Source organism: Candidatus Amarolinea dominans, assembly GCA_016719785.1.
GTDB classification, from domain to species: domain Bacteria; phylum Chloroflexota; class Anaerolineae; order SSC4; family Amarolineaceae; genus Amarolinea; species Amarolinea dominans.
Window position 1 is genome coordinate 48,557 of record JADJYJ010000030.1, and the last position, 26,329, is coordinate 74,885.

The 26,329-nt window shown below is 59.3% G+C and carries 24 protein-coding genes; 3 read left to right on the forward strand and 21 right to left on the reverse strand.

Going from position 1 to position 26,329, the window contains the following annotated elements; all coding sequences use genetic code 11:
* Positions 1-51: 51 nt before the first annotated feature.
* The 12 genes from IPM84_22745 to IPM84_22800 all read right to left on the reverse strand — a co-directional run bounded on the left by IPM84_22745 (position 52) and on the right by IPM84_22800 (position 8,194).
* A complete protein-coding gene (locus IPM84_22745) occupies positions 52-588 on the reverse strand; it encodes a hypothetical protein (GenBank protein ID MBK9095518.1) in 537 nt (178 codons plus the stop codon).
* A gap of 393 nt (positions 589-981) precedes the next feature.
* Positions 982-1,608 (reverse strand): carbonate dehydratase, encoded by a 627-nt coding sequence (gene can, locus IPM84_22750; GenBank protein MBK9095519.1) that lies wholly within the window; start codon positions 1,606-1,608, stop codon positions 982-984.
* Between the two features lie 182 nt (positions 1,609-1,790).
* The gene (locus tag IPM84_22755) at positions 1,791-2,261 is read right to left on the reverse strand and encodes a hypothetical protein (protein MBK9095520.1); all 471 of its coding nucleotides are present in this window, start codon (positions 2,259-2,261) and stop codon (positions 1,791-1,793) included.
* A gap of 57 nt (positions 2,262-2,318) precedes the next feature.
* Complete coding sequence (locus tag IPM84_22760; GenBank protein ID MBK9095521.1) at positions 2,319-2,888, reverse strand: hypothetical protein; 570 nt, start codon at positions 2,886-2,888, stop codon at positions 2,319-2,321.
* Positions 2,889-3,180: 292 nt separating this feature from the next.
* Complete coding sequence (locus IPM84_22765; GenBank protein ID MBK9095522.1) at positions 3,181-3,660, reverse strand: hypothetical protein; 480 nt, start codon at positions 3,658-3,660, stop codon at positions 3,181-3,183.
* An 86-nt stretch (positions 3,661-3,746) separates the two neighbouring features.
* Positions 3,747-4,019 carry a hypothetical protein gene (locus tag IPM84_22770; GenBank protein MBK9095523.1) on the reverse strand — a complete coding sequence of 91 codons (273 nt, stop codon included), beginning with the start codon at positions 4,017-4,019 and terminating at the stop codon, positions 3,747-3,749.
* Between the two features lie 768 nt (positions 4,020-4,787).
* Entirely contained in the window at positions 4,788-5,150 is a 363-nt protein-coding gene (locus IPM84_22775; protein MBK9095524.1) for a hypothetical protein, read from the reverse strand.
* A gap of 239 nt (positions 5,151-5,389) precedes the next feature.
* Entirely contained in the window at positions 5,390-5,683 is a 294-nt protein-coding gene (locus tag IPM84_22780) for a BrnA antitoxin family protein (protein MBK9095525.1), read from the reverse strand.
* A complete protein-coding gene (locus IPM84_22785; GenBank protein MBK9095526.1) occupies positions 5,646-5,921 on the reverse strand; it encodes a BrnT family toxin in 276 nt (91 codons plus the stop codon). The genes IPM84_22780 and IPM84_22785 overlap by 38 nt, the downstream gene beginning before the upstream one ends.
* 385 nt (positions 5,922-6,306) lie before the next feature.
* The gene (locus IPM84_22790) at positions 6,307-7,314 is read right to left on the reverse strand and encodes an aminoglycoside phosphotransferase family protein (GenBank protein MBK9095527.1); all 1,008 of its coding nucleotides are present in this window, start codon (positions 7,312-7,314) and stop codon (positions 6,307-6,309) included.
* Positions 7,315-7,601: 287 nt separating this feature from the next.
* On the reverse strand, positions 7,602-7,874 hold the full coding sequence (locus tag IPM84_22795) for a type II toxin-antitoxin system MqsA family antitoxin (GenBank protein MBK9095528.1): 273 nt from the start codon (positions 7,872-7,874) through the stop codon (positions 7,602-7,604).
* A 5-nt stretch (positions 7,875-7,879) separates the two neighbouring features.
* Positions 7,880-8,194 carry a hypothetical protein gene (locus IPM84_22800; protein MBK9095529.1) on the reverse strand — a complete coding sequence of 105 codons (315 nt, stop codon included), beginning with the start codon at positions 8,192-8,194 and terminating at the stop codon, positions 7,880-7,882.
* 572 nt (positions 8,195-8,766) lie between these two features.
* Here IPM84_22800 and IPM84_22805 point away from each other — a divergent pair.
* Entirely contained in the window at positions 8,767-10,119 is a 1,353-nt protein-coding gene (locus tag IPM84_22805; protein ID MBK9095530.1) for an IS110 family transposase, read from the forward strand.
* A gap of 768 nt (positions 10,120-10,887) precedes the next feature.
* On the opposite strand, the gene IPM84_22810 is transcribed toward IPM84_22805, so the two are convergent.
* The gene (locus tag IPM84_22810) at positions 10,888-11,472 is read right to left on the reverse strand and encodes an HNH endonuclease (GenBank protein MBK9095531.1); all 585 of its coding nucleotides are present in this window, start codon (positions 11,470-11,472) and stop codon (positions 10,888-10,890) included.
* Positions 11,473-11,770: 298 nt separating this feature from the next.
* Between IPM84_22810 and IPM84_22815 the strand changes: the two genes are divergently transcribed.
* Both IPM84_22815 and IPM84_22820 read left to right on the forward strand, forming a co-directional pair.
* On the forward strand, positions 11,771-11,992 hold the full coding sequence (locus IPM84_22815; GenBank protein ID MBK9095532.1) for a helix-turn-helix transcriptional regulator: 222 nt from the start codon (positions 11,771-11,773) through the stop codon (positions 11,990-11,992).
* A complete protein-coding gene (locus tag IPM84_22820; GenBank protein ID MBK9095533.1) occupies positions 11,989-12,576 on the forward strand; it encodes a ScaI family restriction endonuclease in 588 nt (195 codons plus the stop codon). The genes IPM84_22815 and IPM84_22820 overlap by 4 nt, the downstream gene beginning before the upstream one ends.
* Here the strand turns inward: IPM84_22820 and IPM84_22825 are convergent.
* The 8 genes from IPM84_22825 to IPM84_22860 form a co-directional block, all read right to left on the reverse strand.
* Entirely contained in the window at positions 12,553-13,401 is an 849-nt protein-coding gene (locus IPM84_22825) for a site-specific DNA-methyltransferase (protein ID MBK9095534.1), read from the reverse strand. The two genes, IPM84_22820 and IPM84_22825, sit on opposite strands and share 24 nt — an antisense overlap.
* 290 nt (positions 13,402-13,691) lie before the next feature.
* A complete protein-coding gene (locus IPM84_22830) occupies positions 13,692-13,895 on the reverse strand; it encodes a hypothetical protein (GenBank protein ID MBK9095535.1) in 204 nt (67 codons plus the stop codon).
* 168 nt (positions 13,896-14,063) lie between these two features.
* Positions 14,064-14,471 carry a hypothetical protein gene (locus tag IPM84_22835; protein ID MBK9095536.1) on the reverse strand — a complete coding sequence of 136 codons (408 nt, stop codon included), beginning with the start codon at positions 14,469-14,471 and terminating at the stop codon, positions 14,064-14,066.
* Positions 14,472-15,388: 917 nt separating this feature from the next.
* Entirely contained in the window at positions 15,389-16,021 is a 633-nt protein-coding gene (locus IPM84_22840; GenBank protein ID MBK9095537.1) for an HAD-IA family hydrolase, read from the reverse strand.
* A 1,342-nt stretch (positions 16,022-17,363) separates the two neighbouring features.
* Entirely contained in the window at positions 17,364-17,594 is a 231-nt protein-coding gene (locus IPM84_22845; protein ID MBK9095538.1) for a hypothetical protein, read from the reverse strand.
* Positions 17,595-18,581: 987 nt separating this feature from the next.
* Positions 18,582-21,809: a hypothetical protein gene (locus IPM84_22850; GenBank protein ID MBK9095539.1), complete on the reverse strand. Its 3,228-nt coding sequence runs from the start codon at positions 21,807-21,809 to the stop codon at positions 18,582-18,584.
* A 32-nt stretch (positions 21,810-21,841) separates the two neighbouring features.
* Positions 21,842-23,314: a hypothetical protein gene (locus tag IPM84_22855; protein MBK9095540.1), complete on the reverse strand. Its 1,473-nt coding sequence runs from the start codon at positions 23,312-23,314 to the stop codon at positions 21,842-21,844.
* Positions 23,298-26,318 (reverse strand): hypothetical protein, encoded by a 3,021-nt coding sequence (locus IPM84_22860; protein MBK9095541.1) that lies wholly within the window; start codon positions 26,316-26,318, stop codon positions 23,298-23,300. The genes IPM84_22855 and IPM84_22860 overlap by 17 nt, the downstream gene beginning before the upstream one ends.
* Positions 26,319-26,329 lie beyond the last annotated feature (11 nt).

A 26,329-nucleotide genomic window follows, 5' to 3' on the forward strand; every position in this document is an offset into this window, starting at 1 on the left:
TGGGTGTACGCTGCGTTGGGCGGCGGTGTTGCCCAAGCATGTGCCATGATTTTACAATTGTGGCGTTCTGTACTCAAGTCCTTGTGGAGATGGCTTGCCATAACGCGTTGTAAGCCAAAGCAAAAGGATATAAACCAACGGCCAGATAAAGTCCATGTAAAGCGTAAGCCCTGCGTTGCCCGTCGCCAGGTTTTGATGTTGGACGAGGTCAACTACATGGGTTATACCAGCGATCCAAAGGAAAGCAGTTTTGGCAATTACATAGGGAAGCCAGAAGTCGCGTCGCCAGAAACCCAAAAAGCCGAGCAATCCCACGGCGAGATTAGCTCCGGCAACCTCCTTCTGAAATGGATTGCCTGGTGGCCAACCTATCGAAATGGCCACCATGTCCGAAAAGAAGAAATGTGTGATGAACGATGCAATACTGGCAAAACCGCCAATTCCGAAAGTAACCATAGTAATGACTTCAAAGATCTTTCCACGTGTTCGCTCTTTGAGACCAGAAATGATCACCCACGAAGAAATGACGATGCCTAGTAAAGTTGAGCCAAAGCGGAATAAGTCTGATGTAAAGAACAAATCACTCATATTTCTCCTCCAAAGGCAAAAAGGCACGGCAGTACGAGCTTATGTCCCGTGTACCTATGATTGATACATGCCCCGCCTCCCTGGAAATAGATGCGTTGTTCACACTTGGTCGCCCTACGGGCCGAGATAATGCGCGTTACACTGCCTTCCTCCGCGTGTACACAGAGCTACTCGGCCAACAGCAGGCCAATCTTCTGCAGAACCTCGCGCGTTACTGCGTCTGGCAAGGCGCAGCTGAGCTCCACGGCACGGGCTTGCCAATCCAAACTCTTGACTTGATCCGCCAAAATGACGCCACTAATGGGTAAACCGTGCGGCAGGTTGACCTCGAACGGATACCCTTTGACGGCGCTGGTAGGCCGGTTCTGACCTTATTACCAGCTACTTTTTTGTTCAACGATTTTCCAACCTTGCCAGATCGGAAATTGAAGAAACACAAGCATCCAAATCCTTTAGAAACCCGTCTGAGATGGCATAAATCCAACCATGTATGGTTACCATTTGATTTCTTTGCCATGCTTCTTGAACAATTGTTGTGTTAGCAACATTCATTACTTGTTCAATCACATTCAACTCACAGAGCCGATTGATCCTTTCTTCTGCCGTAGAAAACCGAAAAAGTTCGCTGGCACTTCTTTGATAAATGTCACGAATGTGACGAAGCCAATTATCGATCAATCCATGAGGTTGACTTTCGAGCGCAGCCTTTACGCCGCCACAGCCATAATGACCACAAACAATAATGTGTTTGATTTTCAGAATATCTACGGCATATTGCAGCACGGAGAGACAATTCATATCTGTATGAATTACAAGGTTGGCGACATTACGATGAACAAAGAGTTCGCCGGGCAGGAGGCCGATGATTTCATTAGCTGGAACGCGACTATCCGAGCAACCAATCCAGAGAAACTCCGGGGTTTGCTGTTGAGCAAGCCTGGAGAAAAAGGAAGGATTAGTTTCGGAAATTTGAGCGGCCCATTTCCGGTTGTTCTCAAAAAGAAGGGAGAGAGTATTCATTGGAAAAACAAAGAGCACTTTTCACTATATGCAGAGGCCCAACAATTAACGTCACCTGCGCCTGCGGCCAGACTACTTTCGCGACCCACGATCCCCCCGCCGCAAGCGTCAGGTGGACGTGGTGTTAGGCCCTGTCCTGACTCACCCCGCAAAATAAGCCCCGCCCGCCGCCGATCACAAGATCAGGCAGGCTGCTCCAGAGATGCCGAATTTGCACCGATTCGACTATTGAATTCCATCTCCATCAGGATTTTTAGGATCACCGCCGCCGATTTCAATGTAAAATAGATCAACCAACATTGGAGCGCCATCGCCGCGGCTCCAATAAACAAGGCAATGAATAGAGCCAAGAGATCTCCTTGCGGATTCCCCGCAAAGTACGATGCAATGCTCCGGTGAAGACTGAACAAGCTCGCAAGACTCGAAACAATGGTGGCTACAACGGCAAGTGGCGCGAACTTGTTTAGCCGCTGGACCAACCGAAGAACTTGGGTGGGCCGGTAAAAGGCCGCGGCACCTTTTGGATGTGCAGCTTTCTCAGCTAGTATCCCGACATCATAAGACCCATCCTCATCGGGTTCCAAGTGTTCAAGAACAGGTTCATTCTGCGCCGGCAGTTCGACACGGCGCTGTTCAAGTATGGACTTGATCACATCGAAAGCGACGTTCCTTGCGCGACCCCTGACCTCTCCGCCACGCCAAAGTGCGAGCTAACCTTGTTTCGTCTGCCAGATACGCAATTTGATCTTCCGATATGCTCGCCGGAAATATACACGCTCGAACACGCCGTGCAGGAGATAGATTCCAGCAAAAAGGATACACATGCCTACTGCGACGCCACCAATGATCGCAAACAGCGACCATAGCCTGAAATCAGGGGTCGATCTCAAATAGATCGTTCCCATCACGACCGCCATCCAAGCGGCTAGGATGAAGGGTGAGACTAACGTCAGACGGCTTATCCTTCCTTCAACGTGAACTTCGTGTCCGTCCCAGGTAATTTGTCCGATGGTGCCGAGGGCCGACAACCCAAAAGGCAATCTAAAACGACACAATTGCTTTTCCTCAAGCCGAAAGACACACCAACGCGCCTTATGGTTCTGCCCCTGTGCTAAATGGTTTTGTTGACCTAGTTCAGGTTCGGTGAAACGAATCCACGGCCACCATTTGTGGTATTGGTCAATCTCCAGGCGCCACCATCTGCGCAAATCCCGAGCTTCCATGAGGATTATTAGGACAAGCGGGGCGAATAGAAAAGTGAGAAGGATAAGATCATTCATGGTGTGGTCCTTTTCGGCATTGCGTGCAGTTGTGACCTCTCCAGTCACCTTATTTACGCGGCAGAGGCCTGGATGCCCTGCGTCATGAGGCACTCGGGTCTAACGGCCCGCGTAAGCTGCGGCTGCGCTCGACATAGTCTGCAATCCGGCAAGCTCTTGCCGGCGCAGCCGTCAGCTTGACACAATGTTAGGCCCGTACCCCAGCCACACCTGCCCAACGCGACCTGCTGCCCATGACGGCAAACCAAGCCAACACCTTACAGCGAAGCAGTGTGGTCGCCGTAGGCAGGCTTTACTTGTCATCATAGTTCGTGGGAAACAATAGGCGAACCTTGTCGTCCCACGTTAGATTATTGAAGACCCATTCGGTTTCGGGTTTATAGAAGACAAACATCCAACGAATCGCATGACGCTCGAATTTCTCAAGATAGACGAACTCCGTTAACGACTCACCGACCATATTCTGCTGAATGAACTCCACGCCAATAGGCTCACCATATCTTGCCTTACGTTTATCGAGTTCCTCGACGGTGAGCCGAGCGATGTTCTGCACATCCTCTTTCCCTTGCGGCCAAGTGGCTTTAGAGTCGATGAGGGCGAAAGCACCGTTGACATCGTTTTGAGCGACTTTAGCCATGAAAGCATCTAGCAAAGCCTTCGCTTCGGGCGCAACAGCTTCGATGGTGCCTTTCTGCGGCTTGACCTGTCCACAACCTACCGGGAGCATTCCGACCAGAAGAACGAACAGGAGTGACCATCTTTGCAAGTTCATTGGTTTTCCTTCGCGCTACAGTATTCCAAGTGAGGCCGCGCTAGTTGACCGCCGGACTTTCCTCCGGGAACGTAGCCACGCTCGGGTTAGTTCTGGCCGTGTTCCTCGTCGGCTTCCTGCTCCATCTTTTGGAGACGGGTGTAGTAATCCGCAAACTCGTTGAGATGAGCGAGCGCGATTTTGCCGGTGAGGATGGGGTCGTTGCCCGTCACGTCGGTGGATGGGTCGCGCCGACCGTGCTCCAATTCGACATCCAAACCCATGCGGAACTGTTCCACATCAAAGCGGCTCCAGTCAATGCCGAGTTTGTCACCAATGTCGCGGGCCTGCTCAGTCGTGAAATGCTGTTTGGCTGACATGTAGGTTCTTCTCCTTTAGTAAGGGCATCCAGGCGATTGCCTGAATTTATCAGGGTAAATTTTCTGTGACGAATGATCGTTGGGGTTGCTTGACTGACAGAAACTGATAGACCGTTTACGTTTCCTCCTTGTGCTTTTCTGCCCTGGGTCAGGCATGGGTTCTACAACACCTGACCCGTAATAGTACAGCGCAACGTGATTCCTATGCGCCGCCGCCCAAGGGTGAGCATGAGCGGCGGGCGGTTGGGCCGCCTTTATCTTATGCACTCCGCAGCTGCTCTGGGTGCGACGATCTGGAATTCATAGTCGCATTTGTCCCGCTGCACCGATAGGCAATGCGACCCCGGCGTGATGGCGGTGGATAGCGTGATCGCTCCCTCGCAGAGATTGACGTAGCGCTGCAACTCGCCGATGTATTCATTTTACAACGAGCCGCCCAACGCCAACCGTCAGCCGCCGGGGCCGCCAACACCGCCAACCGGCCCAGATCCTCCCCGGTCAGTGTACGGAATGTTGGGCAGCGGTGCCACCAGTAGAGCCTGACCGGACGAGCCTGGGCAAACCAGCGGGCCATTCCAACCACCTGCCCGTGGACGGCCATCGAAGCTCCGCCCAACGCCAACCGGTCTCCGGTCTCCGGCAGAGTCGCCCAACGGCTCGCGTCAGCCGCTCGTCGAGGCGCCGCCGAATGCGAGTCGGCTGGACGCGGTGTTAGCCCCGCACCGATGCCAAAGGCGGGTGCGATGCGAACACGCGCCAGGTTTGTGCCTAGGCGGTTTTCGCCGGCCGTAATGCCAAACTGGTCCAAATAGCTCCCAGCAAATCCACGACCCCAAACAGAATGAGGGGTGGCTCGGCGAAGCCTGCCAGAACAAAGGCGGCGAAAAAGAGAATGACCGTCGCCCGGACATAGACCGTCCAACGGAAGAAGTCGGTTAGTTCCTTGCGCGCCGATTGGGTGTAGTAAAAGCCCAAAAAGAGCAGCAGCATACCGACGACACGAATCCACACGTCAGTGGTTGCGGGGAGAGCGAACATCCCCAGTAGGAAATTGGGTGCTACCAGCAGGACAATGCCGAGCAGCGCGAGATACAGACCAAACACAAAGATACTACGCGCACTGTTGCTCATCTTTGGCTCCTTTCAACTCTGAGTGGACACGCATGGGTCGTTGCCCGCCGTCTGTCACTTGACTCGTCCTTGAATGACAAAGGCAAGAAGGCCCACACGCCTTTTGTGCTGATGATTAGCAGGCTAACAGCTAGGTTCAACTGCGCCTGCGGCTGGCGAACCTCACGCGACCCCTGACCTTACCGGCGCAGCCGTCAACTGCACGCTGGTGTTAGACGAAAACAGAGAAACCGACGGCCCTATGAAGCCGTCTGTGATGTCTGATGCGCCTCCATGTACGCTCGTAGTAGCGAGTTGATCCGCGCCTGATACCCTTCGCCTTGATCACGAAACCACCCCAAAACATCCTCGTCCAGACGGATTGTGATTTGCTGCTTGCTGGGCGGCGGCTTGAGCCCGCGCCGCACCACCGCCTTGGCGAACAACTCCGGCGTGATTTCAGGAGCATCACTCAGGTCGATGTCCTCATCTTGCAGAGCGTCAAACCGCTCCCAGTCAGTCAGTGATTCCTTGGAAATAGATACGTTGTTCATACTTGGTCGCCCTACGGGCCGAGATAATGCGCGTTACACTGCCTTCCTCCGCGTGTACCACGACTATCACCCGTCCTTGAAGTAGTCCAAGTGAGACGAAACGGCGTTCCCCGTAGTCGAAACGGTCATCTTCCATCAGCACCGTGTCACCCGCAAAGACCTCGACGGCGTCGCGAAAGTCAATGCCGTGCTTGCGGGCGTTGCTGAGGCGTTTGTACTCGTCCCACTCGTATTGCATGGCCCAAGTATAACTACAGGATGTAGTTACTGCAAATCGGCCGCTCAGGGACATTGGTTGCGCCCAACGCCAACCGTCAGCCGCCGGGGCCGCCAACATCGTCAACCGGCCCAGATCCTCCCGGTCGGTGTACGGAATGTTGGGCAGCGGCCCCCCAAGCACCACCTGACCCGACCAGCCTGGGCGAACCAGCGACCTCTTCCTACTTCCTCATTCCTCATTCAGCAGAGCCGCCCAACGGCCTCGAGCTAAGCTGCCCGGCGGAAGCAGGCAGACTCCACCTGATTGTCGCGCATGCCAGCGGGCCAGGCACCCTACCCTGTCCGCCAGCCCGCCGGGTCAGCTTCAGCGAGTTGTTATGCGGCGACCTCGCGATGAGACCCTTCTAGACGGTGGGTGTCATGTCATAGTTGAGAAATTCTTGTAGCCAGCCCGGCACGGCATCGGCATACTCGGATTTGAACGGCTCCCCCTCACCTGCGGTGACCCGGCGCCACGTCAGCGCGCGGCAGACCATCCCCACCCGATACGCCAGCTTGAGGGCCGCGTTCAGGCTCTCAAGCGATGCGAAACACGTCCACGGCTCAAGGTAGACGTCGTAGAGCCGCACAAGCTCGGGGGCGTTTTCCTCCAACTCGAGTCGCCACGCGATCACGCGTGACGTCACCAGCAATGTGCAGAACGGATGCGCCACGCCGCTCTCACCCCAATCAGCGAGTGTATAGTGATTGTTGCGGACAAAGATGTTGGCGTCGTGGAAATCCTCGTGGTGAAGTGTCTCGGGAATGCCATAGCCAGCCAACTGCTCGCACATGCCACGGAACTGTGGTGCGAACTGGCGCAGGCGCTGATACGCCTCCATGCTGAGGCCTTTCGGATGGCCGATGAGCAAGGCGTCGGTGTCGGTCAGCAATTGCTCATAATAGTCTGGCAGCATTGTGAGGCGTCGATCGAGCACGCCGAGTTCCAGTAGCTCGTTGACGCGGCTAGTCAGGTCGATCTGCACCTCAGCGTAGATCCGCAGCACTCGCTCCCAATGCCCCAGATCGCGCGTGGATTGGACGAGGCTGCGGAGCGTCACCCCCAGGTTGGGCATCAACATCCAGCCGCGTGCGAGATCGACTGCCAGCACCGGCGGCATACAATCGGGGCGCCATCGCCACAGCGCCTGCGTGAGTGCTGGCTCGTGTGCCAGGGTCGGACTGGTCGCTTTGAAATAGATGTCACCCGCGGTTGATGGCACGCGTAGGACCGTCGAATGCACCTGAGGTTGCTCGATGGTACCGGTCACGTTAATACCCTGATGTCCTAGCGCAGCGTGAATCCAGGTGCTGGCCTGCTCAAACCAGCCCGGTTGCAACCAAGGTAGTTGTATCGCCTGATTCGGCATCATTACTTCTATCCAATCAATGTGGAGAGTTAGTGAGAAGGATGTCGGGTCACATCCAGCTTTCGAAGACAAAGGCTGCTACGCTGATCGAAGCCGCATAACGGCCAAGTTCAGCGGCGGGCCGGTGACGCCTGACCTTACATAACGGGCAGCGCGGCCCGTCCGCTGGAACCAATGTTAGGCCCCGCCCAAGCACCACGCCCCAAAACGAGACCCGCTGCTCATGACGGCAAACCGTACTGACCACTCGCAGCATAACCACAGACCTGTCGTGAGTATCCGTCAAGGCATCAGCCCGCGGGCATGACGTGAGGTGATGTGTGCGTGCGCGCTATCGTAGACGGGCGTGCCTTTGGCGGACGTTTGACAAACGCAGGCGAGGCAGCCTGAATCTGGCCCAACGCCTCACGGTCAAAGACCCGTTCGCCACACACGGGACACTCGTAGAAGGTCAGTGCAGGCACGACATAGGTCTGGCCGCGGTATGCGCCTGTCCAATCACGGCAAACTTGTTTGATTTGGTCGCTACCACACGTTGGGCAGTGCGTAATGTGCAGTTTCATGGGCTTCACAAGGCTTTCTTGGATGAGATCAGAAAATAGTACCGCTCGATACCCGCTTCCTCAACCAACTTGCCTTTGCTGTAGATCATCAGGCCATCGAGATTGGTGCTTTGAATGATATGCAAGTACTCGGTGCGTTGCTGTCGCCAGGGGCTTTGCGAACGGAGCGTCTTGTAGATGGCGACGGCATTCAGAATGGATTCAGCGATGTCCAACTCGGTCAGGCCATCGGCCTCCATTTCGAGGAGCGCCTTTTCGCTGAAGGCATAGTTGCCAGCCAACACCGCACGTTTGATCCGGCGGAGAATGTCGCTGCTCATAAATGACACCCCATCCTACGGCCATCGCTTCACGACTAACAACTTCTTGAACGTACGTCGTGTGATAAGCTTATTATATCACAGCTTGGGGTGAAGCTGTGCATCGATTTATGGTGTTGACGGCGCGTCGGCCTTGCTCTGCCGGCTCAACCGATGTGTTGGGTTTCTGCGCCCAACGCCAACCGTCAGCCGCCGGGGCCACCAACACCGTCAACCAGCCCAGATCCTCCCCGGTCGGCTGCACCCCCCCTTGTTCATCACAATCCCTACGGCAGAAACGGGACATCGTGTATAATGATCATGGTCAGGCGAGAAGCTACAATCGTAACACTCATTGGTATGCAAGAATCCGCGCTGCACCCTGATTCTCGGTCACGAGTGAATCCCACACTGGTGGTAGGCGCCTGTATACCACACAGATGCCGAACCCCGATGAGTAAGCTACTATATTTTACCTGTGACCGGGCTCGCCTGTCCAATCTATCGTTACTATGTCAATCAACAAGGAGGATCGCATGTCCAAATCAAGCAAGCAGGCGCAGGCCTATTCCAAGCAGGGGTCGCACAAGAACATCCCTGCGCCAGCGAGCAAACCGCTCTCCATTGTCTACCCCCATGCCGCCGGTCTCGACATCGGCAAAGACGAAATCTTTGTGGCCGTGCCTCCAGATCGTGACCCACAACCGGTGCGCGCCTATCCCACCTTCACACCCGACCTCATCGCCCTCGCCGACTGGCTGCAGGCCTGCCAGATCGGCACAGTCGCTATGGAATCCACCGGCGTCTACTGGATTCCCATCTACGAACTCCTGGAAGCACGCGGGATCAACTGTTTCCTGGTCAACGCCGCCCACCTCAAGCGCGTGCCCGGTCGCAAGAGCGATGTCCAGGATTGCCAATGGTTGCAGCAATGCCACAGCTTTGGCTTACTCGCTGGTTCCTTTCGCCCCGACAGTGAGATGCTGCAACTGCGCACTTACCTGCGCCATCGCGCTGAACTAATCGAGCGCCGCTCCCCTCATGTCCTGCACATGCAGAAAGTTCTTCACCAGATGAACCTGCAACTCGATGTCGTCCTCTCCGACATCATGGGCTTGACCGGCCAGGCGATCCTGCGTGCTATCCTCACCGGTGAACGCAACCCCCTCACTCTCGCCCGTTTGCGCCATCCCAACTGTCATTCCAGTGAGGAGACAATTGCCAAGGCCCTCACCGGTTCCTACCGAGACGACTATCTCTTCGTCCTCAAGCAATCCATGATGATGTACGACTTCTTCACCAACATGATTACTCAGTGTGACGCCGAAGTCGAACACTGCTTTGCCGCCATCAAGCCACGCCATGAAGTCCCTGAGCACACCCCGCCCCCGCTTGTCCTTGACCGCAAGAAGCGCAACTCACACAGCAAGAACGAACCAAGCGGCAACACTCGCCAACACATTGTCCGCATCACCGGCGTTGACTTCGTGGCTACCATTGGTCTCTCCAACTCCCTGGTGCAAACCATCTTCTCCGAAGTCGGAACCGACATGAGCAAGTGGCCAACCGTCAAGCACTTCTGTTCCTGGCTTGGACTCGCCCCCCGCAATGAAATCTCTGGCGGCAAAATCCTGCGTTCCAGAACCCCCAAGGTGCGTAATCGCGCCGCTCAAGCCTTCCGTCTGGCTGCTTCCTCCGCCTCCCACTCCAACTCAGCCCTCGGCGCCTTCTATCGCCGCCTGCGGGCGCGCATCGGTCCCGCCCAGGCCATGGTTGCCACCGCACACAAGATAGCGCGCATCTTCTACTACATGCTCAGGGATAAACGCCCTTACGAACACATCAGCGCCCAACGCTACGAAGAACAGTTCCGTGCGCGTGAAGTGAAGAACCTGCAACGCAAAGCCGCCCAGCTTGGCTTTTCACTCACCCCGCAAGCGGCCTGACACGAGACCGATCAAGCCTACCTGGCCTGTCCCTTGAACTGCGTTCCATCCAGCACGGTTCATCTCTGCGCGCCCACAAAACACCTGTTTTTGCCTCAACGCGCCCTCTTTTTGCCGCCGCAGCCCGCAATCTACGCCTTTTGCGCACCTTCTTCAGTCACTTCCACACCCCTTTCCCCCCGCGCCTTGGACCGTTTCTGAGTACGGAATGTTGGGCAGCGGCCCCCCGAGCACGACCTGACCGGACCGACCTGGGCAAACCAGCGGCCCCTTCCATTTCAACCGCCCGCCCGTGAACGGCCCTTCGACGGACCGCCCCACGCCAACCGGTCTCCAATCTCCGGTCTCCGGTCTCCAATCTCCGGTCTCCGGCAGAGCCGCCCAACGCCAACCGTCAGCCGCCGGGGCCGCCAACACCGTCAACCGGCCCAGATCCTCCCCGGTCGGCTGCACGGAATGTTGGGCAGCGGCCCCCCGAGCACGACCTGACCGGACGGGCCTGGGCGAACCAGCGCTTCCATTCCAACCGCCTGCCCGTGAACGGTCCGTCGCAGGACCGCCCAACGCCAACCGGTCTCCAATCTCCGGCCTCCGGCAGACCAGCCCAACGGTCGGCTTCACCTGCGGCTGCGCCTCCGTGACTTTCGCGGCCCCTGACCTCACCGGCGCAGCCGTCAGCTTGACGCAATGTTAGGCCACGCCCAAGCACCAAGCCGACAAAACGAGACCCGCCCGCCCCCGATGGCGAACTGTGTTGACCACTCGTCGTCACAGGGCACGTGTTCGTAGACCGATTTCAACTCTTGCGGCCTTGAACCAATTCCTCATTGATCCATTCGCGAGAAACTCAGGATGTACCTGGACGTAGTCGAGAAACCATCCCACGAGTCCATCCCAAATGTGGAAGTCCCCAGGCGGATGAAGTGTCCAGCCAAGTTGCTCCAGAGTCCAGTTCATCTTGGCACTGTTGCGGGCCATGGACGTCGTGACCCAGTTTGAGTCATCATCCGCTCCTCCGTGTGTGACCGGAATGAGATGGTCAACAGTGGCACTCAATTCCCAGTACGCTCGATGCGTGACATCCGTCTTCCAGTTCGGGTGGTAGGGGAAATCGATTGGCAGCGCCATCGAAATCACTCGGAGCACCGGTGGAAAGACCAGACGTTCACCTGTGTACCGATCGATGAATCCATCACGGATGAAGATACGGATCGCCTCTTGTGGGCCGTAGGTGCGCTTGATGACTTGGTCAGGGGCAAACGGGTACTCGCATCTGAGTAGATCGGCTGCTGTATCCAACGCTCCTGTCCGAATCGCTTCGCAGACAGTTTTCAAGACGCAAATCTTCTCGATTTTCTACCTCCAACGCTTGCGCCTTCTTGCCCAACGGACAAGGTTCAGTTGCGGCTGCGCCTCACGTACCTCCCGCAACCCACGGCCCCACCGGCGCAACCGTCAACTGGAACCAGTGGTTAGGCAAAGCCCAAGCACCAGACCCGCATAACGAGACCCGCCGCCCGTGGTGGCGAAACTCTCTCATCGCAATTGTATGACGGGCGAGTATGACCTTGCCGAAGCAAATTATCACAAGGTCTCAGTATGATACTTATATAGTGTAGACCTATAAGTATCATCCGTGCATAATTGCGACATGCCAAAATCGCTTCTTCACAAGCTCGGAGATAATATCCGCCAGCATCGTCTAGCGAAGGGTCTCTCGCAAGAGAAACTTGCTGAGCTGACAGGTCTACACCGTACTTATGTCGGCAGTGTTGAGCGAGGAGAGCGCAATATCAGCCTTCTCAACCTGGCCCGTATAGCGACGGCTCTGGATGCCTCCCTATCCGATCTCGTATCTGGAGTAGAACAGTGATATCACCCTACTTGGGACTGCCGATAGAGAGTTGGGAAAACCGGACTCGTGAATTGATCGATGAACATCCTCTTGAAATGATCGAGATAAACGATGTCGTTTTGAAAGTATGGAACGACATATTTAGTTCTGGAATCGGCAGCAAGCCCTTCAAAATCGGCGAGGATCTTTTTCCACGGCCACAGATCATGGCGTATTTTCTACATGAACTGATCCCCTTAGAGTTTTCTCGTCGCTATCCGGGAACTTGGAGGCGTGAAGAAACCGCCGATGAGAAAGACCTTGTCTATACCCCTGATCCAAAGTATTCTGTGGAGATCAAGACCTCTTCAAGCGCAAAGAGCATATTCGGAAATCGAAGTTATGCACAAGAGACAGACAGTCCAAAAAAGAACAAGTCAGGCTACTATCTTGCTGTTAATTTCGAGAAGTTCAAAGCATCAGTGCGGCCCAAAATAGTAGGAGTCAGATTTGGCTGGCTAGATTATTCTGATTGGATTGGACAGGCAGCAGCAACCGGACAACAAGCACGACTCGATCCCAGCGTGGGAAAATACAAGCTACTCAAACTCCCCCTCCAATAGACGCATCTGCTGAGGCGCGGTGAGAAACCTCTCGATTCTGTCAGCCGTGATTTGGCAGTAACCAGTATTTACCTCCATCCCCACAACGCTCCTGTCTAGTTGCAGGGCGGCGATAGCGGTTGTACCTGAGCCAATAAAGGGATCGAGTATTATTTCCCCGATATTCGATGACGCTTTGATTATTCTCTCAATCAACGCTCGCGGGAATTGGGCGGGGTGTGGGGTTCGCTCTCTTGAACTTCGATTTGTCCCTGACGTGACCTTTGGTATCTGCCAAACGTCTGAGGGATTCTTTCCTAGTGAGTTGACTTTTATCTTTCCGTTCTTTTTCTGATTAGGATATTTGACATTTGGGTCACGAACCTCATCAAGATTGAAAGTGTAACTTAGCGAGTCCTTTACGTACCACAGAAACTTCTCGTTACGTGGCGAGAAGAATCGCTTGCCAGCGACACCAGCACCATAGTTCCAGACAATTTCCTGAACCAAAAAGAAAGGCATTCGATTCCACAGCAAATAGGACAGTGGAATAGCCTTAGAACGATTAGGAATGGAGATGTATCCTAGATTTAGCCAGAAGGCTCCGCCGCATTTTGTCAGCCGATATACCTCCGCGATCCACTTTTCGCACCAACTGAGATAGTCATCGAGAGGCAGTATTTGTTCGTACTCCTTCCCGATATTGTAAGGAGGACTTGTGACAGTCAGATCTACGAAGGATTCCGGTATTCTTCTCATTGCGTCCAGACAGTCGACATTATAGATTGCACAGTTGGGTGCTTCATAGAATGGCTTTCCGAGATAGTTAGTTATGTTTCCGATCATGTGAGCAAGTCCTGGCAAGGCATCGTGATACTTATCATAGTCAGAGCCTCTTCTTCGCCAAGTTATCTTTCGCAAGCATTTTGGCTATCTCTGGATGCCCAACGCCGACCGTCAGCCGCCGGGGCCGCCAACACCGTCAACCGGCCCAGATCCTCCCCGGTCGGCTGTACGGAATGTTGGGCAGCGGTACCACCAGCAGAGCCTGACCGGACCGGCCTGGGCAAACCAGCGAACCATTCCAACCGCCTGCCTGTGGACGCCCCCGCCGAGGCTCCGCCCAACGCCAACCGTCAGCCGCCGGGGCCGCCAACATCGTCAACCAGCCCAGATCCTCCCCGGTCGGTGTACGGAATGTTGGGCAGCGGCCCCCCGAGCACGACCTGACCGGACGAGCCTGGGGAAACCAGCGACCCCTTCCATTCCAACCGCCTGCCCGTGGACGCCCCCGCCGAGGCTCCGCCCAACGGCACCTGCGGCTTCACCTGCGGCTTCACCTGCGGCTGCGCCTGCGGCTGCGCCTGACGGCTGCGCCTCCGTGACTTGCGCGGCCCACGATCCTACCGGCGCAGCCGTCAGGTGGAAGCAATGTTAGGCCCGTGGCCCTGAACCGTGGCGACCTGCCGCCTCGATCGCCGACAGATCCACTCCTACCGACCACATTGTTACTTTGGATTCTTGCCCTCGCCGCTCTCGCCTTCGGTGGCCTTGTATGTGAGCTTGCGTAGTTCGTTGATTTGCTCTTTCATTTGCTGACGCTGTGACGGAGAGAATACCGAACCAAACATACCCTCAGTGATTTCGAGTTCGAGGAGGCGAGACTCGGCCATAAGTACGTTTAGGCGATTCATGGTCTCCACGGCTTGCTTACCTTCTTTAGCCAGATTGCCCAATTCACGCTCAATCTCGACAGGGCCGATTTTGGCTCGCTTCACATCTGTTCCCGCAAATTGATCGATCAATTTGCGCAGAGGCTTTCTGAAGATGACAAGGGCCAACAAGATCATTACAGGCAAAGAACATAACAATGAACCAATCGTCTTTACCCATTCCATGACTTCGTTTGACGGCATATGAGTATCTCCCGCGAACGTCGGTTAGTAGTCTCCCTTATCCTGCATCCTGCGGCGTAGGTGACGGCTTGCGCGCCCAACGCCAACCGTCAGCCGCCGGAGCCGCCAACACCGTCAACCGGCCCAGATCCTCCCCGGTCGGCTGCACGGAATGTTGGGCAGCGGCGCCCGGAGCACGACCTGACCGGACGGGCCTAGGCGAACCAGCGAACCCTTTCATTCCAACCGCCTGCCTATGGACGCTCTCGCCGAAGCTCCGCCCAACGCCAACCGTCAGCCGCCGGGGCCGCCAACATCGTCAACCGGCCCAGATCCTCCCCGGTCGGCTGCACGGAATGTTGGGCAGCGGCCCCCCAAGCACGACCTGACCGAACGAGCATGGCCGAACCAGCGAACCATTCCAACCGCCTGCCCGTGGACGGCCCTTCGACGGACCGCCCAACGCCAACCGGTCTCCAATCTCTGGTCTCCGGTCTCCAGCAGAGCCGCCCAACGCCAACCGTCAGCCGCCGGGGCCGCCAACATCGTCAACCGGCCCAGATCCTCCCCGGTCGGCTGCACGGAATGTTGGGCAGCGCCGCCACCAACAGAGCCTGACCGAACGAGCCTGGGCAAACCTGCGACCCCTTCCATTCCAACCGCCTGTCCATGGACGGCCGTCAAAGGGCCGCCCCACACCAGCCGGTCTCCAATCTCTGGTCTCCGGCAGAGCAGCCCAACGGTTTGCGTTACCTGCGCTGGGGCGGGGACGGCGAAGCCGTCCAACTGGAAAAATGCTAAGGCGTGTAAAACTGCTTGGGATGTGCGCAGAATCCCCAGCGTCAGGTGCACGCTTTGTTGGGCAGGTTTTGCAAGACGGTCTTGAATTTGGTACTGTATTATTTACTTTCATTGGTGCATATATATTGGTGGATATTTTACCCAAACTTATCCATTAATTTTGGTATCTCTGACATATCGCTAAATGTAATTGCGCCAGGAAACGTAGGGCAATCTTCGTTTGGTCGATATTGCAAGGCGAACATTTTTGCGGCGCAAGCAGCTTCAATTCCTATGTTGCTGTCATCAACTACAACACACTGCGCAGGAGCGAAGCCCATTGTACTTGCGGCGTGTTGAAAGAGTAAGGGTTCTGGCTTCCATGAGCCAACTTCATATGAACTAAAAATATGATTATCAAAGTAAATAGATAAACCGCTTACTTGAAGAGCTTGACGAATTTTTTTCGTTGGGGCACTGGATGCAATGCATATTGGAAATCTAATAGAATTAAGCATTTCAATGACGTTTGGCATAGGCTTAAGTTGGCTAGAGAAAAGTTCGGAAACATGCTGCCGATAATCTATTTCAAATTGTTTTGGCAGGTTATGTTTAAGGCGTTGTTCGATATCAGCAAAAATTAGGCTAAGTTTTTGACCACGATAACGTTGCGTCAATGTTCCAACCGATTCGTTCAACTCTGGTAAAAGATCAAGGAATGCCTGATTGCATAAATATTCGCTGTCAACAAGTGTTCCATCTAAATCGAAAATTATGCAAGATGATTTCATGATGATTTCATGGTGACTGCCCAACGCCAACCGTCAGCCGCCGGGGCCGCCAACATCGTCAACCGGCCCAGATCCTCCCGGGTCGGCTGCACGGAATGTTGGGCAGCGGCCCCCCAAGCACGACCTGACCGGACCGGCCTGGGCAAACCAGCGAACCATTCCAACCGCCTGCCTATGGACGCCCCCGCTGCAGAGCCGCCCAACGCCAACCGTCAGCCGCCGGGGCCGCCAACATCGTCAACCGGCCCAGATCCTCCCCGGTCGGCTGCACGGAATGTTGGGCAGCGGCCCCCCGAGCACGACCTGACCGGACGAACCTGGGCAAACCAGCGACCCCTTCCATTCCAACCGCCTGCCCGTGAACGGCCGTCGAAGGATCGCCCAACGCCAACCGGTCTCCAATCTCTGGTCTCCAACCTCCGCTCTCCGGCAGACCCGCCCAACGCCAACCGTCAGCCGCCGGGGCCGCCAACATCGTCAACCGACCCAGATCCTCCCCGGTCGGCTGCACGGAATGTTGGGCAGCGGCGCCCCCAGCAGAAACATGACCTGCCCCCGCCGCCAGCAGAGCCTGACCGGACCGGCCTGGGCAAACCAGCGAACCCTTCCATTCCAACCGCCTGCCTGTGGACGCCCCCGCAGCAGAGCCGCCCAACGCCAACCGTCAGCCGCCGGGGCCGCCAACGTTGTCAATCAGCCCAGATCCTCCCCGGTCGGCTGCACGGAATGTTGGGCAGCGCCGCCCCCAGCAGAGCCTGACCAAACGGGCCTGGGCAAACCAACAAACCCTTCCAGTCCAACCGCCTGCCTGTGGACGCCCCCGCAGCAGAGCCGCCCAACGCCAACCGTCAGCCGCCGGGGCCGCCAACATCGTCAACCGGCCCAGATCCTCCCCGGTCGGCTGCACGGAATGTTGGGCAGCGGCCCCCCAAAGCACGACCTGACCGGACGAGCCTGGCCGAACCAGCGACCCCTTCCATTCCAACCGCCTGCCCGTGAACGGCCGCCGAAGCTCCGCCCCACGCCAACCGGTCTCCAATCTCCGGTCTCCGGCAGGCCCGCCCAACGCCAACCGTCAGCCGCCACCATCTCTACCCGAATCGCCCGCCGCGACAGATGTAGGCGGAGTTCGGCGAGCTCGGCGAGCCGTCGGCTGAACGTACTGTTAGGCGACCCCACGCCTGACCTACCCCGCGAGGCTGGCTTGCTCTGACCTGTACAACTCCCCCTGTCTGAATTGTACACTAATTTCGACCGTTCAACTGTCTCAGCCTTCATTAGGCACAGGCGGAGGCGCGCGATGTGCCGCGTCGCGTCCCCTCCACCTGCTTGCCCTGCTGGGTTATGTGATGAAGGTGTCCCCAATCTTAACGATACCCTTGTCTTGAAGGGTGTCATTTATCGCATCCATCATTCCCAAATCCTGTGGAGTTCCCTTTCCGGCAAGCACTCTGCGCAAAGCCATAAAAAAGGTCATCTCGCCTATAGAATGCTCATCGATCTTGGCCGATCCGGTTTTGATCTTCTCAGCATACGCGTTAAGTCTGCTTTCGATGAATTCAGTTGTTCCCACGATTTCCTCCATTGTGTTTTGAGTGAGTATTCAAGATTCTGATGTCAAGGGCATTTTTTCTGTTCGATCACGCACCTCCTTTGCTCATATAATTCGGGCAGAGTCCAACATCAACTGTGATGGCGAGTCGTGCGTCATCCTGCCTGTTGACCCACACTGTTACATGGGACGACCCAACGCCAACCGTCAGCCGCCGGGGCCGCCAACACCGTCAACCGGCCCAGATCCTCCCCGGTCGGTGTACGGAATGTTGGGCAGCGGCGCCCGAGCACCACCTGACCGGACGAGCCTGGGCAAACCAGCGACCCCCCTCCATTCCAACCGCCTGCCCGTGAATGGCCGTTGAAGGGCCGCCCAACGCCAACCGGTCTCCAATCACAGGGCAGAGATCAGAGATCAGAGATCAGGTGTGTGGAAGGCGAGAGTTCTGCGGTCTCTGGTCTCCAACCTTCGGTCTCCAACAGACCCGCCCAACGGCCAGGTTCAGTCCGAAGCCCTCTCGGCGTCCGCAGTCCACTCGATTCACCATCAGCATGACAACATCCCCCGCTGAGGCTCGATCTATTCATCTGTCCGCGCCAGCAGCGCGGTTCATCATTCAATGGAATCATCAGACTCTGACAGCTCAGCACTTGCGTAGCAAATCGTTCAGGGAGACCCACCGGTCCCGCCAGGCGCGGAACCCTTCATGGCACTGTCACTGCATTCAGTATACAACCCTTCTGCGCCCCTGTCAAGACCTCATCACCGGTCAGAGGTCAGAGATCAGAGATCAGAGATCGGGTGCGTGGAAGACGGGAGTTCTCCGGTCTCCGGTCTCCGGTCTCCGATCTCCAGTCTCCGATCTCCAGTCTCCAGTCTCCGGTCTCCGGTCTCCGATCTCCGATCTCCATCTCCAATCTCCCTCCCTTCCAACCACGAATCAACCGCCTTCCACGTAGGTCTCTGATCTCTGGTTTCCGTTCTCCGTTCTCCAGTCTCCGGTCTCTAATGCAGCGTCAGGTTGACGGTGCGAGCGGGCGGGTCGAGTGCGGGCGCGGCCGCGGCCTTGTTCTGCCCGGCCTGGCCGAAGTTGGTGGCGAGGAGGGAGAAGTCGAGCAGGGTGACGCAGGTGTCGCCGTTGAAGTCGGCGCGGGCGTCATAACCGGGCGTGCCCGTACACTTGCCGAAGGTGGTGACCAGGATCGAGAAGTCCAACAGGGTCACATAGTTGTCGTTGTTGGCATCGCCTTCACGCAGGACGCCGACGGCGGTCGGCGGATTGGCGCCCGCGGCCAGGGTGACGGTCTGACGGTTCTGCAGGGTGTGGCTGTGCTTGACGCGCAGGTCGTAGGTTCCAGGAACGATGCCGGTCAGGGTGAAGGCGCCGGTGGCATCGGTGGTGGGCGCAAAGCTGTAGGCCGGCGCGCCCTGGCCGGAAAGGGTCAGGGTGACGGTCAGCGGCACACTCCAGGCTGGATCGGGCGGCGCGGGTCGGCCCTGCAGGAGCACTGACGCCTGGAAGGAGGCCAGCGGGACATCGGATGCGGCGACTTCGGGACAGGCGCCGCTGACGCCCGCCGCGTTGCGCGCACAGACCTGGTAGTAGTAGGTCGCGCCGCTGGGCGCCGTCTGGTTGAAGGTGAACTGCCCGCCGCTGGCGCCGAAGCGGAAACTGACATCCGACGGCTTGACGGAGCCTTGCAGGGTGGCCGGGCCAGGCGTGAAGCCGGCGGTGGCGCTGCGATGAATGTCGTAGACGGTTGCCAGTTCACGCGCGCCGGTGGTGTCGGTCATCACGGTTGACCAGGTCAGGGTGACGCTGGCGCCGGCGCGCACGGCCGCGAGGGCGGGCGCGGCGATCGGGGTCTGCACTTTGGCCGTTTCCAGCAGCACAACGCCCCAGTTGCTGGCGACGGTCACGCTGACCGCGCCGCCGCTGACGGTGGTGGTGACGCCGCTGAGGGCATCAACCAGCACTGTGCCATTGGGCAGGCTGTAGGGCGCGGCGTTGAGGCCGCTGAAGCTGGCGGGGTGGGCCAGGTTGTCGCGGTTGAGCGCCATCAGCGCGGTCTGGCTGCCGTTGGTGCGGGCAAAGCCGTACAGCTTGTTGGCGTCTTCGATGATGAGACCGTGCTGCACATCGCCATCTTGCAGCGCGGGGTAGCTCCAACGGATGCTCGCCATCTGGCGTGAGAAGCCGGCCAGGTCGGCGGCCTGCGCGTTGGCGTCGTAGCTATACGCGCTGCCGCTGGCGTCCGGCCAGGGGAAGGGGGCGCGATTGTACGGGTCGTCCTCGTACTTCGTGCCGGCGAAAACGCCATCGTGGCTGAGGCCGATCTCATCGCCGTAGTAGAGCGTGGGTGCGCCGGGGTAGGTGAAGGCGAAGAGCCACCATTCCTTCATGCGCTGCACCGCGGCCGTGTCGCTGTCGTTGTTGCTCTTCTTGAGCAGGAAGCGCACGCGGTTGGTGTCGTGCGAGCCGGGCAGGTTCATCATCGCGTTGAAGGCCGGCGGCGGGTAGTCTTCCTGGATGGAGCGCAGGCGCGCGTTGAACTGCGATGGGGTGATGACGCTGATCGCGCCGCTGGAACTGCCCGCGTTGCTGTCGTTGTCCTCGAACGTGGTTCCGCCGCTGCAACCGTTGCCGGAGCAGCCGGTGAAGAGCCAGTTCAACATGGCTGAACGGAAGCGGTAGTTCATGACGCTGTCCCACTCGTTGCCGAGCAGCCAGGCCGACGCATCGCCCCACTCCTCGCCCAGGGTGACGGTCTGGCTGTTGACCGCGCGCACCGCGGCGCGGAAGCCTTCCCAGTAGTCGTTGGCCGGCGCGCAGGTCAGGCCGCAGTCCACATCCCCGCCTACGTCGAAGCGCCAGCCGCTGGCGCCCTGGTTGGTCCAGTAGGGGCCGACGGAGTTCAGGCCGTTGTTCCAGATCAGGCTGCGCACCGGGGCCGAGTTCGCCTGCAGCTTGGGCAACGAGCCGTAGCCGTACCAGGCATCGTAGGTGTTGGCGCCGCCGTAGCCGGGCGGGCGGCACGTGACGCGGTCGGCCGCGTCGCAGACGTTAGGATCGCCCGTACGGTCCGGTTCACAGGCCGGTGTGCCGATGTCAGGGATGTAGTACCAACCCGCGTACGGGCTGCCAGCAGACTCGCACGCGCCGCTTGCGGCGTAGAGCGCGTAATAGTCGAAATAGGGGCTGTCCGATGAGGTGTGGTTGAAGACGCCATCGAGAATGAGTTCGAGGCCGTGGCTGTTGGCGGCCGCGGCCAGGGCCTGGAAATCGGCCAGGTCGCCGAAATCGGGATCAATCTGCAGGTAGTCGGCGGTGTCGTATTTGTGATTGGAGGGCGATTTGAAGATGGGATTGAGGTAGAGAACGCTCACCCCCAGGTTGTCGAAGTAGCCGTCGTTGATCTTCTGCGTGATGCCGGCCAGGTCGCCGCCGTAGAAGTTGTCGCTGTAACGCTTGTTACAGGTGGGCGACGCCACGTTGCGCGGGTCGCACATGGTGGCGTTCCAGTCCGCGCTGTTGGAGCGCACGATGGCCGAGTTGGCGCCGTAGAAAAAGCGGCCGGCAGCCGGATCGTTGCTGGCGTCGCCGTCACGGAAGCGGTCGGGGAAGATCTGATAGACCACGCCCTGTTGCATCCAGGCCGGCACGTCGAAGGCCGGGTCGTAGACGGTGATCTGAAAGCTCTTCTGGTCGTTGTAGGCGTCGCTCATCGCGCCGCGGCCGCCGCCGTAGAACTTGGGGTCGTCGTCAGTGTAGAAGTCCTGATCGGCCGGGCTGCAGCCGCCAAAACCGTTGTCGTTCAGCTCGAAGAAGTAGTACAGAATCGTCGGCTGGCTGCCCACGGCGATGTCCGCAAACCACCAGTCGTAGGTGACAGGATCGGTGTCGAACGCGCCATCCCAGGTCATGGCCGCATAGGTCTCGCTGTCGGTGCGGTCGTTCCAGACGCGCACACGAGCTGTGGTGATGTCGCTCTGCGCCACGCGCAGCCGCAGTTTGACGGTCGTGCTCGGGGTGGTGGGGCCAACGGTCGAACGGTAGTCGCTGTCGAAGGTGTCGTGCAACACTTCAGTCCAGAAGATGTTGCAATCGGCCGCGCCCTGCGGCGCGGCGAGACCGGCAGCCGGCGGGTTGGCGGAGTGGCTCAACTGCGGCCATGAGACCGCTGCCAACAGAATCAACCCGCACAGGCGCAACCAACGCCATGTTTGTCGCATAAGAACCTCCAGAAATTTCCTTCGCGTTTCGATCAGGGGGGCGTGCAGATCTGCGCTTCGTTCCAGTGCGCAGAAGCCAGCATGATGTCGCGCACATCAATGTCGCGGTCGGCGTCCAGATCGTAGCGGAACGCGTAATTGGGCGTGCCCGGATCGCCGTCAGGATCGGGATTGTCGGCGGTGAGCAGCCAGCGCAGGGCAATCTGCACCATGTCATCCACGTCAACGATGCCATCGCCGTCGAGGTCATAACAGTTGTTGGCGACGATGACCACGCCATCTACCGCGCCGGCCAGGATCGAGCCAGCGCCGAAGGTGACGTCGGTGCGCCGCGGCGGCGTCAGGTTGAAGACCAGGGGCATCCCTGCGCTTGGCGCCAGGGCTGACAGGCGCACCTGCACGACGTCGAAAGTGCCGCTGGGGAAGCCGCTGAAGGCCCCGGCCGCGAAATCTACCGTGCCCGCGCTGTTGCTGAACTGGCTCTGGATGAGCACGGGCAGGGAGGCGCCGGCAGTCAGGGCTTGCACCTGCACGATGGCCGGATCGAAGTTGAGGTAGGCGGCCGCGCCGTTGACCGGCTGGCTGCCGGCTTGCACGCGCACCGTCACCGTGAAGGTGTCTCCGACCATGACCGTGCTGCTCTGCGGCGCCTGGAAGATGACGACGCCCGTCGGGGTCGCGGTGGGGGTCGCGGTCGGCCCGGTGGTTGCAGTCGGCGTGTTGGTCGGCGCAGTCGTCGCCGTCGGCGTGTTAGTCGGCGCAGTCGTCGCCGTCGGCGTGTTAGTCGGCGCAGTCGTCGCCGTCGGGGTGTTGGTCGGCGTCGGCGTATTGGTTGGCGCGGTGGTCGCCGTCGGCGTGTTGGTCGGCGCAGTCGTCGCCGTCGGGGTGCTGGTCAGTCCGGTTGTCGGCGTCGGCGTGGGGGTGTGCGTCTTCGTTGGTTTCGGGGTCTTGGTCGGCGTAGCCGTAGGAGTGGATGTCGGTCCGGCTGTCGGCGTCGGCGTGCTGGTCGGCGCAGTCGTTGGCGTGTTCGTGGGCGCGGCTGTCGGCGTCGGCGTGCTGGTTGGCGCAGGCGTGGGGGTGGGCGTCGGCGTGCTGGTGCTTCCTGCCACAATGATAACCAGGGCATCGTTGACCGCACCCAGGACGGAAGCGCCGCCAAAGGTGACATCGCTGCGCCGCGGGGTTGAGCGGTTGAAGGTCACCGGGGCGCCGGCGCTGGCGGCGATGGCCTGCAGACGCACGTAAGCCACATCGAAGATTCCGCTGGGGAAGCTGCTGAATGCGCCGGCGGCAAAATCCACCGTGCCTGTGCTGTTGTTGATCAGATTCTGAATCTGGACCGGCAGCGCGCTGCCGTTCGTCACCGCCTGCACCTGCAGCAGCGCGGGGTCGAAGTTCAGATAAGCAGCCACGCCGTCCACCAACTGGCTCCCCGCCTGGGCGCGTATCGTCAGCGTGAACACCTGCCCCACGCTCACCGTAGATGTGTCAGGAATGAGCGACAACGTAACCGATCCGGTTGGCGTCGGCGTCGGCGTGGCCGTCGGCGCAGTGGTCAGCGTCGGTGTGGCCGTCGGCGCAGTCGTGGGCGTTCTGGTTGGCGTCGGTGTGCTGATCGGCGCAGTCGTCAGCGTTGGTGTGGCCGTCGGCGCAGTCGTCGGCGTTCTGGTCGGCGTCGGTGTGGATGTCGGCGCAGTGGTCAGCGTCGGTGTGGCCGTCGGCGCAGTCGTCGGCGTTCTGGTCGGCGTCGGTGTGGATGTCGGCGCAGTGGTCAGCGTCGGTGTGGCCGTCGGCGCAGTCGTGGGCGTGCTGGTCGGCGTCGGTGTGGATGTCGGCGCAGTGGTCAGCGTCGGTGTGGCCGTCGGCGCAGTCGTCGGCGTTCTGGTCGGCGTCGGTGTGGATGTCGGCGCAGTGGTCAGCGTCGGTGTGGTCGTCGGCGCAGTCGTCGGCGTTCTGGTCGGCGTCGGTGTGCTGGTCGGGGCAGTGGTCAGCGTCGAGGTGGCCGTCGGCGTCGCGGTCGGCGAGATCACGGTGTAGCTGTAGTTGTCGCTGCCCGCTGCGTCCGGGTTGCGCACCCACTGCCCCAACGGGTTCTGATAGCCGCTGCCCGCACTGTTCGCCGCCTTGAGGTAGGCGCTGGCCGTGCCGTCGTTCACCTGCACACGGTAGTAGACCGTGGTCCCCGCACTCTGCGCCGGAATCGTCCCCTGCCACAGGTCGTAGGTGTACGAGGGCTGGCCGTGGAACGTCGTCGTGATGTTCTTGATCCACACCATCGGCAGGTAGGTGTCCCCCCCGCCGGTCGAGTAGATCACGTTCGCGCTGGTCAGGTCCTGCCATTCGGTCAGGATGTAGATGTCCACCGCAGTCGTCGGATAGACATTGCCCGAACTGTCCACGCTGCGGAAGGTGTACGCCTCGCCCGGCACGAACTCCGTCTGCGGATCGTCGCTCGGCGCGGCATGGTACAACGGATCCCACAGAATGTTGTTGCTCCCACCGCCGGCCGGGGTGGTGGTCGGCGTCGGCGTGTTGGTTGGCGCGGTCGTCGGCGTCGGCGTGTTGGTCGGAGCCGTCGTCGGCGTCGGAGTATTCGTTGGGGCCGTCGTCGGCGTCGGGTATTCGTTGGGGCCGTCGTCGGCGTCGGAGTATTCGTTGGGGCCGTCGTCGGCGTCGGGGTGTTGGTCGGAGCCGTCGTCGGCGTGGGGTGTTCGTGGGAACGGTCGTCGGCGTCGGCGTGTTCGTGGGAATGGTCGTCGGTGTGCTGGTCGGCGCAGTCGTCAGCGTCGGTGTGGCCGTCGGCGCAGTCGTCGGCGTTCTGGTCGGCGTCGGCGTGCTGGTCGGAGCCGTCGTCGGCGTCGGTGTATTCGTGGGCGCCGTGGTCGGCGTCGGAGGCGCAGCCGTCGGCGTCGGCGTGTTGGTCGGAGCAGTCGTCGGCGTCGGCGTGGCCGTCGGAGCCGTCGTCAGCGTCGGTGTGGCCGTCGGCGCAGTCGTGGGCGTTCTGGTCGGCGTTGGTGTGGATGTCGGCGCAGTGGTTGCGGTCGGGGTTGGCGTCGGCGTCGCGGTCGGCGAGATCACGGTGTAGCTGTAGTTGTCGCTGCCCGCTGCGTCCGGATTGCGTACCCACTGCCCCAACGGGTTCTGATAGCCGCTGCCCGCACTGTTCGCCGCCTTGAGATAGGCGCTGGCCGTGCCGTCGTTCACCTGCACACGGTAATAGACCGTGGTCCCTGCGCTCTGCGCCGGAATCGTCCCCTGCCACAGGTCGTAGGTGTACGAGGGCTGGCCGTGGAACGTCGTCGTGATGTTCTTGATCCACACCATCGGCAGGTAGGTGTCCCCCCCGCCGGTCGAGTAGATCACGTTCGCGCTGGTCAGGTCCTGCCATTCGGTCAGAATGTAGATGTCCACCGCGGTCGTCGGATAGACGTTGCCCGAACCGTCCACGCTGCGGAAGGTGAAGACCTCGCCCGGCACGAACTCCGTCTGCGGATCGTCGCTCGGCGCGGCATGGTACAACGGATCCCACAGGATGTTGTTGCTCCCACCGCCCGCCGGGGTGGTGGTCGGCGTCGGGGTGTTGGTGGGCGCGGTCGTCGGCGTCGGCGTGTTGGTCGGAGCCGTCGTCGGCGTCGGAGTATTCGTTGGGGCCGTCGTCGGCGTCGGGGTGTTCGTGGGAACGGTCGTCGGCGTCGGCGTGCTGGTCGGAGCCGTCGTCGGCGTCGGCGTGGATGTACTGCCGCTCACCACGTCGCAGTTAGCGTAGTTGACCAGGTTGCTGGGATCGTCCCAGCCCGTGGATTGATCGTCGCTCGGCGTCGAATCGTAGGCGCCCTTGCCCGCGCCGCCCTGGGTCGCGAACAGTTCGAGCTTGATGTTCGTTCCCAGGCCGATGCCCAGGGTCGCCAGGGGAATCTTCAGCTCGACGCCCTGGCTGTTGGCGTAGGCGATGTTGCTGCCGCTCTGCCCGCCGCCGCTGATGCCGCCCCAGTTGACGCCGCCAGCGCTCCACGCGCCGGCGGTCCAGGCGCGCAGCTCGGTCCAGCCGTTGTCGCCGCCGTCCATGCCCGCGATGTGGCCGCGCACGAGGAAATCGGGCAGGGTGGGATGGCTGAAGGTGATGGCGTTGCCCCAGGGATCGCTGCTGCCGCCGCCGCTCGAGTTGAGGTCAACGGTCAGGCCGATCTGGCCGCTGGAACCGGCCTGGGTGTAGTTGGGCAAATCCGCATAGACGTAAACATTCGTGTCGTCGTTGGCGCAGTAGAGATTGGTGAGATCGGTCCAGGTCGTGCCAGACCAGTCGGCAGGGCCAGGGCTGGCGAGGTCGCCGCTGGGGTCAATGGCGATGGCAGAGCCGTAGGCCGTGTCGCGCACGCCATCCAGGGTGATCGTTCCATAGCCATCGCGGCCCGCGCCGCCGGCGCCCGGGCCGTCGTTGCCTGAGAAGGCAACACTGAAACTGGCGACGGCCAGGGTCAAAACAAGCAAGAAAGCCCCTAACTTACGCATGATGACAATTG

Excerpts from the sequence above, each read along its gene's own strand:
- IPM84_22745 (MBK9095518.1), bottom strand. The coding sequence starts at position 588 with ATGAGTGATTTGTTCTTTACATCAGACTTATTCCGCTTTGGCTCAACT.
- can (MBK9095519.1), bottom strand. The coding sequence starts at position 1,608 with ATGAATACTCTCTCCCTTCTTTTTGAGAACAACCGGAAATGGGCCGCT.
- IPM84_22760 (MBK9095521.1), bottom strand. The coding sequence starts at position 2,888 with ATGAATGATCTTATCCTTCTCACTTTTCTATTCGCCCCGCTTGTCCTA.
- IPM84_22765 (MBK9095522.1), bottom strand. The coding sequence starts at position 3,660 with ATGAACTTGCAAAGATGGTCACTCCTGTTCGTTCTTCTGGTCGGAATG.
- IPM84_22770 (MBK9095523.1), bottom strand. The coding sequence starts at position 4,019 with ATGTCAGCCAAACAGCATTTCACGACTGAGCAGGCCCGCGACATTGGT.
- IPM84_22775 (MBK9095524.1), bottom strand. The coding sequence starts at position 5,150 with ATGAGCAACAGTGCGCGTAGTATCTTTGTGTTTGGTCTGTATCTCGCG.
- IPM84_22780 (MBK9095525.1), bottom strand. The coding sequence starts at position 5,683 with ATGAACAACGTATCTATTTCCAAGGAATCACTGACTGACTGGGAGCGG.
- IPM84_22785 (MBK9095526.1), bottom strand. The coding sequence starts at position 5,921 with ATGCAATACGAGTGGGACGAGTACAAACGCCTCAGCAACGCCCGCAAG.
- IPM84_22790 (MBK9095527.1), bottom strand. The coding sequence starts at position 7,314 with ATGATGCCGAATCAGGCGATACAACTACCTTGGTTGCAACCGGGCTGG.
- IPM84_22795 (MBK9095528.1), bottom strand. The coding sequence starts at position 7,874 with ATGAAACTGCACATTACGCACTGCCCAACGTGTGGTAGCGACCAAATC.
- IPM84_22800 (MBK9095529.1), bottom strand. The coding sequence starts at position 8,194 with ATGAGCAGCGACATTCTCCGCCGGATCAAACGTGCGGTGTTGGCTGGC.
- IPM84_22815 (MBK9095532.1), top strand. The coding sequence starts at position 11,771 with ATGCCAAAATCGCTTCTTCACAAGCTCGGAGATAATATCCGCCAGCAT.
- IPM84_22825 (MBK9095534.1), bottom strand. The coding sequence starts at position 13,401 with ATGATCGGAAACATAACTAACTATCTCGGAAAGCCATTCTATGAAGCA.
- IPM84_22835 (MBK9095536.1), bottom strand. The coding sequence starts at position 14,471 with ATGCCGTCAAACGAAGTCATGGAATGGGTAAAGACGATTGGTTCATTG.
- IPM84_22840 (MBK9095537.1), bottom strand. The coding sequence starts at position 16,021 with ATGAAATCATCTTGCATAATTTTCGATTTAGATGGAACACTTGTTGAC.
- IPM84_22850 (MBK9095539.1), bottom strand. The coding sequence starts at position 21,809 with ATGCGACAAACATGGCGTTGGTTGCGCCTGTGCGGGTTGATTCTGTTG.
- IPM84_22860 (MBK9095541.1), bottom strand. The coding sequence starts at position 26,318 with ATGCGTAAGTTAGGGGCTTTCTTGCTTGTTTTGACCCTGGCCGTCGCC.